Origin of the sequence: Halorubrum sp. PV6 (assembly GCF_003990725.2) — an archaeon.
Classification (GTDB): domain Archaea; phylum Halobacteriota; class Halobacteria; order Halobacteriales; family Haloferacaceae; genus Halorubrum.
Window position 1 is genome coordinate 1980099 of the sequence record NZ_CP030064.1, and the last position, 13278, is coordinate 1993376.

10 protein-coding genes are annotated in these 13278 nt (G+C 65.9%); 5 read left to right on the forward strand and 5 right to left on the reverse strand.

All coding sequences use genetic code 11. The features are described from left to right. Nucleotide 1: 1 nt before the first annotated feature. On the reverse strand, nt 2–1231 hold the full coding sequence (locus DOS48_RS23835; RefSeq protein WP_127118096.1) for a TIGR04347 family pseudo-SAM/SPASM protein: 1230 nt from the start codon (nt 1229–1231) through the stop codon (nt 2–4). Next, nucleotides 1228–1578 (reverse strand): Htur_1727 family rSAM-partnered candidate RiPP, encoded by a 351-nt coding sequence (locus tag DOS48_RS23840; protein WP_127118097.1) that lies wholly within the window; start codon nt 1576–1578, stop codon nt 1228–1230. The genes DOS48_RS23835 and DOS48_RS23840 overlap by 4 nt, the downstream gene beginning before the upstream one ends. A 307-nt stretch (nt 1579–1885) precedes the next feature. Between DOS48_RS23840 and DOS48_RS23845 the strand changes: the two genes are divergently transcribed. The 4 genes from DOS48_RS23845 (at nt 1886) to DOS48_RS23860 (ending at nt 6586) form a co-directional block, all read left to right on the forward strand. Further along, nucleotides 1886–2638 carry a helix-turn-helix domain-containing protein gene (locus DOS48_RS23845; protein ID WP_127118098.1) on the forward strand — a complete coding sequence of 251 codons (753 nt, stop codon included), beginning with the start codon at nt 1886–1888 and terminating at the stop codon, nt 2636–2638. 93 nt (nt 2639–2731) lie between these two features. Next, nucleotides 2732–5197, forward strand: a complete 2466-nt coding sequence (locus tag DOS48_RS23850; RefSeq protein WP_127118099.1) for a cation-translocating P-type ATPase — start codon at nt 2732–2734, stop codon at nt 5195–5197. Between the two features lie 670 nt (nt 5198–5867). Continuing rightward, nucleotides 5868–6119, forward strand: coding sequence for a hypothetical protein (locus tag DOS48_RS23855; RefSeq protein WP_127118100.1), 252 nt, complete (start codon nt 5868–5870; stop codon nt 6117–6119). After that, a complete protein-coding gene (locus DOS48_RS23860) occupies nt 6116–6586 on the forward strand; it encodes a nucleic acid-binding protein (RefSeq protein WP_127118101.1) in 471 nt (156 codons plus the stop codon). Before DOS48_RS23855 ends, DOS48_RS23860 begins: the two co-directional genes overlap by 4 nt. A gap of 222 nt (nt 6587–6808) precedes the next feature. Here the strand turns inward: DOS48_RS23860 and DOS48_RS23865 are convergent, their stop codons facing one another. Genes DOS48_RS23865 through DOS48_RS23875 form a run of 3 tightly spaced genes read right to left on the reverse strand, consistent with a single transcriptional unit; the run spans nt 6809 to nt 9988 of the window. Then, on the reverse strand, nt 6809–8440 hold the full coding sequence (locus tag DOS48_RS23865) for a Mur ligase family CapB protein (protein WP_127118102.1): 1632 nt from the start codon (nt 8438–8440) through the stop codon (nt 6809–6811). Then, nucleotides 8437–9612, reverse strand: a complete 1176-nt coding sequence (locus DOS48_RS23870; protein ID WP_127118103.1) for a poly-gamma-glutamate biosynthesis protein PgsC/CapC — start codon at nt 9610–9612, stop codon at nt 8437–8439. The genes DOS48_RS23865 and DOS48_RS23870 overlap by 4 nt, the downstream gene beginning before the upstream one ends. Nucleotide 9613: 1 nt before the next feature. After that, nucleotides 9614–9988, reverse strand: a complete 375-nt coding sequence (locus DOS48_RS23875; protein WP_127118104.1) for a response regulator transcription factor — start codon at nt 9986–9988, stop codon at nt 9614–9616. Between the two features lie 151 nt (nt 9989–10139). Here DOS48_RS23875 and DOS48_RS23880 point away from each other — a divergent pair, with 151 nt between their 5' ends. Then, nucleotides 10140–13232: a PAS domain S-box protein gene (locus DOS48_RS23880; protein ID WP_127118105.1), complete on the forward strand. Its 3093-nt coding sequence runs from the start codon at nt 10140–10142 to the stop codon at nt 13230–13232. Nucleotides 13233–13278: the final 46 nt, after the last annotated feature.

Below are 13278 nucleotides of genomic sequence, written 5' to 3' on the forward strand. Positions count from 1 at the left end.
CTCAGTCCGCGTCGGCCGCCGGCGCGCCGTCGATTCGACGCAGCGCGGCCGCGCCGTCGCGTTCGGCTTCCGTGAGGTAACACTTCGGGTCGGGCGCGAACGGGTCGCCGTGAGCCGACAGCGCGCGGAGCCGCGAGCCGCCCCGACAGAGGCCCTGGTAGGCGCAATCGGCACAGCGCCCCGTGAGGTGCTCCTCGCGGTCGCGGAGCGCCGCGAGCAGCGGGTTCGACTCGTCGGTCCATATCGCGCCGAACGACCGGTCCCGGACGTTCCCGAGCGAGTACCCCTGCCAGAACTGCGTGAGGTGGACGTTGCCCACGGGGTCGACGTCGGCGACGCGCTCGCCGGTGGGGTCGCCGCCGTTGCGTTCGAGGTACTCGTAGATGACCCGCGCCCGGTCGGTTCCCATCTCACGGTCGGCGTACTCGACGAGGTGGCCGGCGTCGGCGTAGTTGCCGACGAGCAGCGTCTCTATCTCCTCGCCCGCCTCGTGGTACTCGCGGGTCAGATCGCAGAGGTCGGCGACGGCCTGCCGCGTCGCCTCGGGGCTCAGGTCGGCGTCGGCGATGTCCGCGCCCCGCCCGCCGTAGTCGAGGTGGTAGAAACAGAAGCGGTCGACGCCGACATCGACGAGCAGGTCGACGACGCCCGCCAGGTCGTCGACGTTGTGCTCGGTGATCGTGTACCGGAGCCCCGTCTTGAGTCCGACGTCGAGGCAGGCCTCGATACCCCTGACCGCGGCATCGAACGCCCCGTCCTCCCCCCGGATCCGGTCGTTGCGTTCGGGGAGGCCGTCGACCGAGACGCCGGCGTATTTGAGGCCCGCTTGCTTCAGCTCGCGGGCCCGTTCGCGGGTGAGGAGCGTCCCGTTCGTCGAGAGGACGGGCCGGATACCCGCGTTGTCGGCGTACGCGACGAGTTCGGTGAGGTCGTCGCGGACGAGCGGCTCCCCACCCGAGAAGAGCAACACGGGCGCGCCGAACTCGGCTAAGTCGTCGATGAGCCCCTTCGCCTCGGCGGTCGAGAGCTCGTTCGAGGCGCCCTCGCAGTCGGCGGCGGCGTAGCAGTGTTCACAGTAGAGGTTACACTGCTTCGTCGTGTTCCAGACGACGACCGGGCGCCGCTGTTTGTCCTCCGTGATCTGCGGCTTCTTCGAGCCGTCGGCGGCGTCGTACCGGAGCCCGTCGCTCTCGGCGTCGAGGCCACAGAGGAGTTTGCTGACTGAGATCATCGTGCGCCCCCGGTCTCCTCGGCCGGCGCCCCGCCACATGGGACGGCCTCGGTCTCGGCGTCGCGCTCGGGCGGGTCGGCGCGGTCGCCCGTCGAGCCCGCGTCGGCGGCGAGCGATTCGGCGGAGTACCGGTGCGTCTCCTCGGCGGGACACACCCACACGTCGCGGACCTGGTGTCCAAAAATCGCGTCCGCCCGCTCGTGAGCAGTGTCCGGCGTCGGTGCAGCCACGGTGCCGACGTGCCGGAGCGGGTCGGCCTCCGTCTCCCGGACGAACACCTCGAAGCGCCGGCCGTCCGTGGCCCGCGACCCGTTCGACGCGTCGGTTCGATTCGTCTGCTCAACCATACCCGGAGTACGGGCGACCCGCACAATCCGGTTTCGCGCGTTCCCACGGTCGCGAAATGCGCCGACGGGAGTCCGAACGGTCCACGCGGTAACTCGGTTCGTTGGGATCGATTTTTCTCTGAAAACATCATTAATTTGTCTTTTAAACCCCTCGCGGGCCTTGGCCTCGCGACGTATGAAGTATATATTGGTATAGCAAATTGCGAGATGCGGCGGTCGGCCACCGACCCACGCGCACAGATCCGGCGCGCAGCCCCGGCGTGACTGAAGCCGCGCGTTAATGCCCGCCGAACCCCTACGACTCCCCATGCGCGAACTCGTCTTCGCCCTCGAGTACGAACCGGGGCGCAACAGGGTGGCCGACGCGCTCGCCGACCACCCCGACGCGCGGGTCCGGTCGCTGTCGGTCCACGCGACGGACGACCACCTCTGGCGCGTCGACCACACCGCGGGCACGCCGGCCGCGCTCGACGCCGTCAAGGCCGCCTTCCTCGACGGCGACTACTACGCCGACTGCCTCTCGACGCGCGACTGCGGGGCGGACCAGCGCACCCGCGTCCTCGACCACACCGGCGACGCGCTGGTGTTGTACACGGACTGGGAGCCCACGCCGGCCTGCGCGTCCGTCCCCCACATCGCGCGCGACCACCTCGGCGAGAGCGTCTTGTTCGAGACGCGCCACGAGGGGCGCCACTACACGTGGCGGCTCATCCACTCGGGCGAGGGTGACGTCGGCGAGTTCTTCGACGCGCTCCGGGACGCCGTCGGCGACGCCGCCCGGACCGAACTGCTCAGGACGGCGAGCGTGTCGGGCGCGTCTGGCGGGTCCGGCGGGTCCGCGGAGGCGGACCTCCCGCCCGAGCAGGCGGCCGCGCTCCGGGCCGCCGTCGAACACGGCTACTACGAGTCACCGCGCGATATCGACGTCGGCGGGCTCGCCGACCACCTCGACGTGCCGCGGTCGACGCTCACCTACCGGCTCCGGCGGGCCGAAGAGCAGCTCGCGAAGAACCACGTCGCCGAGGAGCGCGTCGTCGACGCCCGGCCGACCTCGGAGTGAACCGGCCGAGGCGCCGGCGGCCGGCGTCGCCGAGCGCGGAAGTTGGATAGTTCCAACCAAGGCTTATCGAGATACGGCCCCTCCGAGCGACTAATGACAGACGGCTCGAACGGACGAGGCGAGACCGGCGGCGGGTCGGACCCGGCGGGCGGCCGAGAGCTGACCGCCAGCCTCGCCGTCCCGGAGATGGACTGCCCGTCGTGTGCCGGAAAAGTCGACAACGCGCTCGCGCGGCTCGACGGCGTGACCGACGCCGCGCTCAACCCGACCGCCGGGACGGCGACGGTGACCTACGACCCCGCGGTCGCCGACGAGGAGCGCGTGGTCGCCGCCATCGAGGGCGCCGGCTACGAGGTTACCGGAGGCCGGTCGTCGGGCGGCGATGACGCAGACGGCGAGGCGGCCGGAGACGCCGGCGACGTCGCCGTCGCACCGCCCGCCGAAGTGTGGACGACGCCGCGCGCCAAGAAGACGTGGCTGGGTGCGGTTCTCGTGGCGGTCGGACTCCTCTTCGAGTTCGTCCTCGTCGCGCAGAACCCGCGCGTCGGGAGCGTGCTCGGCGTCCCGATACTCCTCTCGGGCGCGCTGTTCCTCGGCGCCGTCGCGGCGAGCGGGGTGCCCGTCGTCCGCAGCGGCTACTACTCGGCGCGGAACCGGAGCCTCGACATCGACCTGCTGATGGGGACGGCTATCGTCGCGGCGACGGGTATCGGCTTCTTCGTCGAGGCGGCGACGCTGGCCGTCCTCTTCAGCGTCGCCGAGCTTCTCGAAGACTACGCGATGGACCGGGCGCGCGACTCGCTGCGCGAGCTGATGGAGCTGTCGCCGGACGAGGCGACGGTGCGGCGCGACAGCGGGGCGTCGGAGACGCCCCGAGCAGACGGCGAAGTCGTCGACGGCGAGGAGGTGACCGTCCCCGCGGACGACGTAGCGGTCGGCGAGACCGTCATCGTTCGGCCGGGCGAGAAGATTCCGCTCGACGGGATCGTCCGCGAGGGCGAGAGCGCGGTCGACGAGTCGCCGATCACGGGCGAGAGCGTGCCCGTCGACAAGGCGCCCGGCGACGAGGCGTTCGCCGGCTCGATCAACACGGAGGGCTACCTCGAACTCGAAGTCACCTCGACGGCGGGCGACTCCACGCTCGCGCGGATCGTCGAGCTGGTGCAGGGCGCCCAGGCCGAGAAGACGGAGACCGAGCGGTTCGTCGACCGTTTTGCGGGGTACTACACCCCGCTCGTGGTCGTCTTGGCGATCCTGACGGCCGCGATTCCGCCCCTCGTCATCGCCGACCCGATCACCGTCGACGTCGCCGGCTACCCGTTCGTCTTCGCCGCCGACTGGGGGACGTGGTTCGTCCGCGGGCTCACGCTTTTGGTCATCGCCTGCCCCTGCGCGTTCGTCATCTCGACGCCCGTGTCGGTCGTCTCCGGGATCACGAGCGCGGCGCGCAACGGCGTGTTGATCAAGGGCGGGAACCACCTCGAAGCGATGGGCGAGGTCGACGCCGTCGCGCTCGACAAGACCGGGACGCTCACGAAGGGCGAGCTGACCGTCACCGACCTGCTCCCGCTCGGCGACGCCGACGAGACGGCGCTGCTCCGCCGGGCCGCGGCCTTAGAGCAACGGAGCGAACACCCCATCGCCGCCGCGATCCTCGACCGCGCCGGGGACGCGGGCGTGAGTGAGCTCGCTGAGCCGGTCGCGTTCGAGAGCCTGACCGGGAAGGGGATTCGCGCCGAGATCGACGGCGAGACGTACTACGCCGGCAAGCCCGCGCTCTTCGAAGAGCTCGGCTTCGACCTCTCGCGGGCCCGCGCCGAGACGGACGGCGGGGTCGTGACCGGCGGCGACGAGCGCGACGACGCCGGCGGCGGGGCCGAACGCGAGCGCGACGACGCCGGCGGCGAGTTCCCCGCGGGGACCCTCAGCGCACTGGAACGCGAGGGGAAGACGGTGGTGCTCGTCGGAACGGCGACAGAGCTGACCGGGGCCGTCGCCGTCGCCGACGAGGTCCGGCGCGACTCGAAGCGGGCGGTCGAGCGCCTCCGGGAACTGGGCGTCGAACGCGTCGTGATGCTGACCGGCGACAACGAGGGGACGGCCCGCGCCATCGCCGAGCAGACGGGGGTCGACGAGTACCGCGCCGAGCTCTTACCCGAGGAGAAGGTCGAGGCGGTCGCGTCGCTCCAGGCCGCGTACGGCGAGGTGGCGATGGTGGGCGACGGGATCAACGACGCGCCCGCGCTGGCGACCGCCGAGGTCGGCGTGGCGATGGGCGCCGCCGGGACGGACACCGCCTTAGAGACCGCCGACATCGCGTTGATGGGCGACGACGTGGCGAAGCTGCCGTACCTCTACGCGCTCTCGCACACCGCCAACGGCGTCATCCGGCAGAACGTCTGGGCGAGTCTCGCCGTGAAGTTCCTCCTCGCCGTGGGGGTGCCGCTCGGACTGGTGAGCGTCGCCGTCGCGGTCGTCGTCGGCGACATGGGGATGAGCCTCGGCGTCACGGGCAACGCGATGCGGCTCTCCGGCGTCGAACCCGAGTCGTTCGAGTAGGTGCGGGCGATCCGAGGTCGCCCGCAAGGTTCGAACAAACATGAACAATTATTAAGGATGCCTGCGACGGTGGGTACGTGCCACCCGTAGTACACGGCTGACCCACGCTCGGAATCGGAGACGACGATACGTCCCGAGGGCCCGAGCACGCGCGAGACGAGCATCGAAACGGAGACGGCGGCCGCCACCGACGCGGGGTCGGTCGGCCGCGAGCAGACGGACGCCCTGCCGACCGCTGCCGAGGCGGTCGCGCGCTCGGCGGGGATGTTCGACCCGACGGACACCGGCCGGCTGCCGAACGGCACCGACCGATGGAACGCCTACGCGGGGTCGAGTCACGGCGACGAGTGACCGACTCCGCGTCGCTATTTATATACAAAGAGTGACGACGCCGGATCTCCCGAGCCATCGTGTCGCCCGTGGCGGCGCTGCCGGGGCATTTTAATCGGCAGGGGAAGTACGGGCGACCGGCCGATGACGATGGCACCGCTCCGAGCCGGACTCGGCACCCGGCGACGACGAGCCCTATGAGTGCCGAGGCCGCCATTTTTGATGGTAAAAGACGGCTCTAAGGGTATCTGGTTGTGGCCACGGTTGACATAGGCCCCAGTCAGATTCTCATCGGATGGGCAGACACGGATTTATGAACGTTGCCGAACAATCACACGGTATGGCCGCCGAAATTTCCGACCGGGTTCGAGAAATCGCCGAAGCCCGCGGCCTTCCAGAGTCCGAGGTGTTCGAACGGGCACTTGAACGCGGTCTCGAAGACCTGTGGGAGGACCTCGTGCTCGCCCAGTACCTCGACGACGAACTCGACCGCGTGGAAGCCATCGAGGGCGTCGGTCGGACGAAAGTCAAGCGAGCGGAGCGAGAGCGCGACCTCGTCGAAGAAGATGTCGACTGGGGCCTGAACGCGTGACGATCGCAGCTGTCTCGGACGCGGGACCGCTCATTCACCTCGCCGAAATCGGTTCGCTCGAACTGCTCTCGGCGTTTGATACGCTACTCGTGCCGGAGACGGTTTATAAGGAAGTCGAGACCGGTGGCGTTCCGGACGAGTTTGTCGACCTCTCGTACGAACTCGTCGAAGCCAATGGGAGCCAAGTCGGAACTGACGAGCTGGACGCCGGCGAACGCGCGGCGATTGCGGTCGCCGAAGATCGAGGCAGCGTTCTCTTGACCGACGACCTCGCCGCCCGAGAGGCAGCATCTGACGCAGATATCGAGGTACGTGGTTCCATCGGCGTCATCGCGCTCGGGTACGGCCGCGGACTGCTCGACAGAGACGAGGCAGCAATGCGTATGAGAGCACTCCAGCGTGCGACGAGTCTCTTCGTGACCGAAGCAGTCGTGGAGCGCGGCATCCGGATATTGGACGAGCAGTAGCGGGGCGAACGGACGCTATAGCCGCGCTAAACCATTCACTATGGATAGATTGTGAGTCGTGAGTGCCGAGGCCCTTCTCCGACCGACAGTTTAATTCACATATTCGTTCGAGGTGAAAACATCCCGAACGACACCGATCCAGCCACGAGGAGTGTTGGACGACACTACTCGACAGATTCCATTTACATATCCACTGTAACCGATACGCGTCGATGGACCAAGCTATGCATCTGGCGGTTGCGTAGGTGTCGTGAGATCCTCGCGTCGCGTTCCGGTCGCATCGCGCTCGGCCGCCTGCCACTCTCGAAGCCGGTCGTCGATGGCCGCCTCCATATCGCGCATGAACTCGTCGACGGTGTTGCCCATCAGTAAGAGCGGCTGATCGACGGCGAGCAGCTCTTCGAGAACTTCGCTGGCGTCGTCGTGACGCGAGTGCTGCGTCGCCGGCACCTCGACGTTTCGCGCGAACGCGTCAGTACCGGTCCCCCCGACGTGGACGTGGTCGATGCAGTCTCTGTCGGCAAGCAGGTCGGTGTACTCCGCGAACGACGCGGTCCGCCCGCGCCGATCATGTCGGAGGTAGACGAACGGGAGTATCTGCTCGTCGTCCGCAGTCAGTGCCCGGCGGACCATTTCGGTACTCTCGACGTCGTTGACTTCGGCGGCGTTGAACAGTCGACCACCGACCACTCGCTTCCACTCCGGTTGGATCTGGTCGATGAACGTATCCAGTTCCGACTCGGGAACTGGCTCCTTCCCGATGGCCTGGAGTGTCGTGTTGACCGCGTGAACCGTTTCAGCTCCGAGCAGCCCCCGATGACGCTCGGGAATCTGCACCTGTTCGATGGTCCCGCCGCGAGCCGTGATTTCTGCCTCCATGTACTCGTGGAGGGCCGGGTGTTGCTCGCCGTTGACCACGTGGGTCCCCTTCGGAATCGACCGGGAGAGCGCGCGAGCGATATCTTGCCGACGCTTCCCAAGCGTGTCATTGTGGTCCTGCCGAACGTTCGTCATCAGGATGACGTCCGGCTGGATGAACCGTTGGTTGACGATGCGGGTCGTGTACTCCGAGATGGCCTGGTTTTCGAAAATCGCGACCGCGTCCGAATCGAACTCGCTCATCCGCGGGCCGAACTCTCGGATGACGTTGACGTTCTCGTAGAGGGTGGTGCGTGGTCCCTGTCGTTCGATGGGGTGGACGCGACCGTTCCGGATGATCACCGGGTAGTTGCCGGTGATTTTCGTGAAGGTGTCGTACCCGCGGCGGTTGAACACGTCGTCAAGCCGGCGAACCGTGGAGGATTTCCCCCGCGAACCGGAGACGATGATCCGCGTATCGAACTGCTCGAGGAACTCCCGATGGCGACGACCGCGGGTTAGTTCCTTGATAAAGCCGGTGAGCGACGGTTTCCCGACTTCGACGGTGTCGGCCTCGCTCCGCCACTCGTGTTCCGAGCCGACGTTGTACACCGGCAGCGCACCGCGACCGAGTTCCTCGAACCGGGCGATACCCTCCCGAGCGGCCGCCTCGGTCGGGTAGCGCTGGCCGCTGTGAGCCAGCACGCGGTCCGGCGTTTCGAGCCGCCAGACCCAATCGTCTTCCTCCCGCGACGCTCCGGAGGGGTCCAGATCCTGTCCGACGACGAATCGTGGATCGCGAACCTCGACCGAGGCGAACGCCAGATCCTCGCCGGCGAGGTGGGCGAGCGCCGCCCGAACCCGATCGATCTCGTGGCGCGTGTCGAGTGAGTCGTCGTCGTGACGACCCCCGGTCGCGAGGACGACCGGGCCGTCTCGAAGCCGCCACGTCCAGCCGAACCCCCGCCCGTACACCTCGTAGCCGTGCTCGTTCATGTGCCGTCACCCTCCGAGAGCACCGACCCCGAGAGCACGTCTGCCTCAGACGGCTGTTGGATCGTCACCCGACGAGCGTAGAGCAGAGAGCCCACCATGACGACGAGACCACCGAGCATCAGTGGGACGGTAAGCGTCTGCGGGAAGCCCTGTGGACCGGGATCGGTGATGAGCCGCAGTGCGGCGAGCGTGGGGACGAAGACGGCGAGTTGGAGGGGGAGAATGAGTCGACTCTCTCGTGGGGCAGTCGCGTGCGCGTTGTAGGCACTAACGCCGGCCATAATGGCAGTAAAGAACGCGGTCAGACCCTGTTCGATGGGCAACGCCAGCGTGACCGGCAGCGTCGCAACCAGTGCGATGGCCGTACCGACGCCGAGCAGCACGCGGCCGTATCGGAGCGTCACGCGATTGATAATCTCCATTAACACGCCCGCGACGAGAAAGACGAAGAGGTAGAGGGCGAAAAACCAGACGTTGACGAACACGAAGATAGCCAACAGCGTCGCCGTAATCACGCCGAGACGAACGTCGAACCACGAGCGCAGCGCTTCCGCGAGGAACAGCCCACCCGTCAACAACCCGACCGCCATAACTCGTGGCACGATGACCGCCTCCGGCTCGACGACCGCGACGGCGTTTTTATAAACGGCAATGTCTGCGGTCGAGCTGAACAGTATCGGCGGCGTCAGCGTTCCAAACGCGTTTGCCGTGGCCGGCGTCACGAGCAGCCATCCGAGCCCCAGTAGTCCGGCGAAGAGGCCGACAGTTCCCAGCAAGTCGGGACGGCGGTACTCTGGTTTGAGTTGGTGGAGGTTGTACGCCGCCAGTCCGGGGAGAATCGAGCCGACGAAGACGGCGGTCCGGGTCTCGAGCAGCGAACCGCCTCGACCGAAGACGCCGACGGCGATCGCTACCGGAATCAGTATCCCGATGATGACAGCCGCTGTCAGTTCGTCGCGCCCGTATATCAGCGTCCGCCGTTTTAAATATCCTAATCCCAGAAACGCCAAGAGCGTGCTCCCGACGAAGACGGGAAGCATGACGACGTTTTTGAGCGTGTAAACGGTCAGTATCGGCACGGTGATCGTGCCGCCGAGTCGGTAGCCGTAGAACTGCGTTATCACTGCAATCAACAGAAATCCCAGCGCAGCTAGCGTCGTAGCGACCCACATCTTACGATTCCAACAGTTTTTCGACCCGTGCAGCGAGTTCGCTCGGCGAGAACGGCTTCGTGACGAAGTCGTTCGCACCGGCGTCCAGCGCACGCATTACGTCGTCTTCTCGTCCCCGAGACGTGAGCATCATCACCGGGATGTCGGCCAGTTCCGCGTGGCCTCGGAGTCGTTCGAGCGTCGCGAACCCGTCGAGTTCCGGCATCATCACGTCGAGGATACATAGGTCTGGCCGCGGATGGTCCGGGTCGGTCAACAGCTCCCACACCTCGTCGCCGTCGGCGACCGTCTTGAGATCGTACGCTGACCCGAGTTTGGTTTCGATCAGCACTCGGACGTACTCGTCGTCGTCTGCCGCGAGAATGTACGGTGCCATTGTCAGATGAGACAGCGGCACGGAGTTGAGTGTTTCCCATATGAGACAGCCTCACGGACTGTGTGCCGGTCCAATCTGTCCGTATTCACTCGCGCGTGGTTGAGATGTCACGGTAGCAAACCAATATATAGCTAGCCGTCGGGTGACTGGTATGGCGTCTCAGGATGGTCAAGTGCGGTTCTACGAACAACTCTTTGAGTCTGTCTCGGACGCGATTTTTGTGTATGATCCCGAAAACGGAGTTGTCGTCACGGCGAACCCCGCTGCGGCGGAGATAACCGGATACCCAGTCGAAACGCTTGAGGGACGCTCGGTTGCCCAATTCAGTGCCGGAACTCCCGCGGAGGTCGAACAGGCGGCCCTCCGGATCATCGAGACGGCCTCGGCGGGCGCCCAAGAGTTCGAGTGGCCGATTGAGCGCGCCGACGGCGAACTCAGGACCACCGAGGTGTCGCTGCAGCGCACGACGCTCGGCGGCGACGACCGAGCGCTCGCGATCATGCGCGACGTGACCGAGCGCGAACAGGCCCGCAACGAGGCGAACGAGCAGCGACAGGTGCTCTCGCTGCTGACCGAAGTGAACCCGGCGGTGTTGTGGCTGTTTTCGCCGGACTGGGACGAGTGTCTGTTCATCAACGACGCGTACGAGGAGCTGTTCGGACGGTCGACGACGGCGATCAAATCCAATTCCATGGATTTCATGGAGGCAGTCCACCCGGAGGATCGCGAGACCGTCCAGACCGCAATGGAACAGCTGAGCAACGGTTCTCGTGTCGAATTGGAGTACCGAGTCAACGAGAGCGAAGCGTACAGCCGGTGGGTCTGGACCGAGGGACTCCCCATTTTCAACGAGACAGGGGAGTTGCAGTCGGTCGTCGGGTTCAACCGAGACATCACCGACATGAAGCGGCTCGAAACTGAACTCATCGGCCAGCGCGACGAGCTGGCGGCCCTGACGGATAACGCGCCGATAATCTTGTTCGAACTCGACGACGAGGGGACGTTCCTCCAGTCGCGGGGGCGCGGGCTCGACGACCTTCAGATCGACCCGAACCAGTTCATCGGAGAGTCCATCTTCGAGGTGTACGGGGACTACGAAGTGATCACCGACGCCTGTCGGCAGGCGCTCAACGGGGAGGCAGTCAGACGGACCGTCGATTTCGAGGGGTTCGTCTTCGACGCCTGGTATCAGCCGACGTACGACGAGACAGGGGCGGTAGACGGGGTTCTCGGCGTTGCGGTCACGGTCACGGATCGCGCCCGGCTTGAAGCGGATCTGATGGCGAACAACCGCGCGCTACAGGATCTCCACACTCGCGCGGCGCGCAGCGATCTCACCCTCTCGGAGCGCATTGAAACGATGCTGGACATCGGGCGGGAGCGCTTGGATCTGCCGTACGGCTTTTTAACACGGATCGACGACGGGACACAACACATCGTCGAGTCAGTGGGGTCACACGACGAGCTACAGGCAGGGGCCTCCGCGCCGCTGTCCCAGGCGTACTGTCGCCGAACCATCGACACCGAGGGGCTGCTCGGCGTGCAAGACGCGGTGGCGGACGGGTGGGAGGGTGACCCCGCTTACGAGCGATTCAACCTCAACTGCTACATCGGCGGCAAACTGCAGGTGGACGGCGAGCTGTACGGGACGGTCTGTTTCGCGGATTCGGTCGCCCGCGATCGGAGCTTCTCCGAGTTCGAGCGGTCGCTCGTCGAACTCCTCGTTCAGTGGCTCGGCTACGAACTCCAACGAGATCAGCGTGAGTCGCGACTGCGCGAACTCAACGACGAACTGGAGACCGTGCTGGACACCTCGCCCGTGGCCATCGTTCAGCTTGACGAGGAGGCAACGATTCTCCAGTGGAACCAATGCGCGGCGGAGCTGTTCAATATCCCGGCAGCAGGGGCGGTCGGCTCGCATATCCATACCATCCCTAAAGAGCAGCGTCCGGAGTTCCAGACGTTGCTGGGGCGAGTCATGGACGGCGAGGTGATCCGCGACTACGAAACCACGCAAAGAGGAGCCGACGGCTCGCAACGAGTGCTGTCGTTGAACCTCGAATCGACGGTCGACGACGACGGCGATCCGACCGGCGCAATCGTCGCCGTTACCGACATCACGAGCCGGAAACGGCGACACCAACGGACCGACGCGCTGCGAGCAGCGACGCAGGACCTCGTCGGGGCCGACGAGCAAGAAACCGTGGGCAAGATTGCTCTTCGGACGGCCAGAGACGCGTTGGAATTTCCGATCTGTGCCGTGTGGCTCTACGACGAGACGGCAGACGTGTTATCTCCGGTCGCACAAAGCGAGGCCGCCGTGGAGTTGGTAGGAGATGCGCCGACGATCGATCGCGGCGAGGGGCTGTTCTGGCGAGCGTTCCTCACCGGGCAGACGGTCGTCGTCAACGATGTCCAAAGCGAGGATGGCATTTTCAACCCCGAGACTGACATCGGATCTGAGATCATCGTCCCCATGGGCGACCACGGGGTGCTAGCCGTCGCGTCAGCCGGGACGCAGTCGTTCGGCACGGAAGACAGCAACATTCTCGAAACCCTCGCCGGGTCGTTGACGGCCGCACTCAACAGCGTCGCTGATAAGGAGCGCCTCCGACAGCGTGATCGTGAACTCCAGCGCCAGAACGAGCAGTTAGACGAGTTCGCAGACGTGATCGCACACGACCTGCGGGGACCGCTCACCGCTGCCCGAGGGTTCTTCGAAATCGCGCTCGAAACCAGCGACCCCGACCACTTCAAGCGGGTCGAAGAGGCCCACGCCCGGATGGAACTGCTTATCGACGACCTGCTGACGATGGCTCGGCAGGGTCGGTCCATCGGCGACCGCATGCCCGTCGATCTTGTCGCGTTAGCCCGCCGCATCTGGGCCGATGTCCACGATGAAGCCACGCTCAAGATTACGGAACCACTGCCGGACCTGACCGGCGACGTTGCGCGGCTCGAAGAGGTATTCAGCAACCTCTTTCGTAACGCGGTCGACCACGTCGGACCCAACGTCACTGTCAGGGTTGGACCACTCGATGACGGTGGATTCTACGTCGAAGACGACGGGCCGGGGATTCCGGTCGAGAAGCGCGACCACATCTTCGATTACGGGTACACGACGAATCTGCGGGGAACGGGGATCGGGTTAGCCGTCGTCGAAGAGATCATCATCGCCCACGGATGGACCATCTCGGTCACGGACGGGTCCGACGGGGGGGCCCGGTTCGAGATTTCGACGTGAGGCGAGTCGTCTCAGACCACCGAAATCCGACCGCTTGCAACGGCTG

What these genes read in the sequence shown, in the direction of transcription:
- DOS48_RS23835 (WP_127118096.1), bottom strand. Translation starts at nt 1,231, where the DNA reads ATGATCTCAGTCAGCAAACTCCTCTGTGGCCTCGACGCCGAGAGCGAC.
- DOS48_RS23840 (WP_127118097.1), bottom strand. Translation starts at nt 1,578, where the DNA reads ATGGTTGAGCAGACGAATCGAACCGACGCGTCGAACGGGTCGCGGGCC.
- DOS48_RS23845 (WP_127118098.1), top strand. Translation starts at nt 1,886, where the DNA reads ATGCGCGAACTCGTCTTCGCCCTCGAGTACGAACCGGGGCGCAACAGG.
- DOS48_RS23850 (WP_127118099.1), top strand. Translation starts at nt 2,732, where the DNA reads ATGACAGACGGCTCGAACGGACGAGGCGAGACCGGCGGCGGGTCGGAC.
- DOS48_RS23855 (WP_127118100.1), top strand. Translation starts at nt 5,868, where the DNA reads ATGGCCGCCGAAATTTCCGACCGGGTTCGAGAAATCGCCGAAGCCCGC.
- DOS48_RS23865 (WP_127118102.1), bottom strand. Translation starts at nt 8,440, where the DNA reads ATGAACGAGCACGGCTACGAGGTGTACGGGCGGGGGTTCGGCTGGACG.
- DOS48_RS23870 (WP_127118103.1), bottom strand. Translation starts at nt 9,612, where the DNA reads ATGTGGGTCGCTACGACGCTAGCTGCGCTGGGATTTCTGTTGATTGCA.
- DOS48_RS23875 (WP_127118104.1), bottom strand. Translation starts at nt 9,988, where the DNA reads ATGGCACCGTACATTCTCGCGGCAGACGACGACGAGTACGTCCGAGTG.
- DOS48_RS23880 (WP_127118105.1), top strand. Translation starts at nt 10,140, where the DNA reads ATGGCGTCTCAGGATGGTCAAGTGCGGTTCTACGAACAACTCTTTGAG.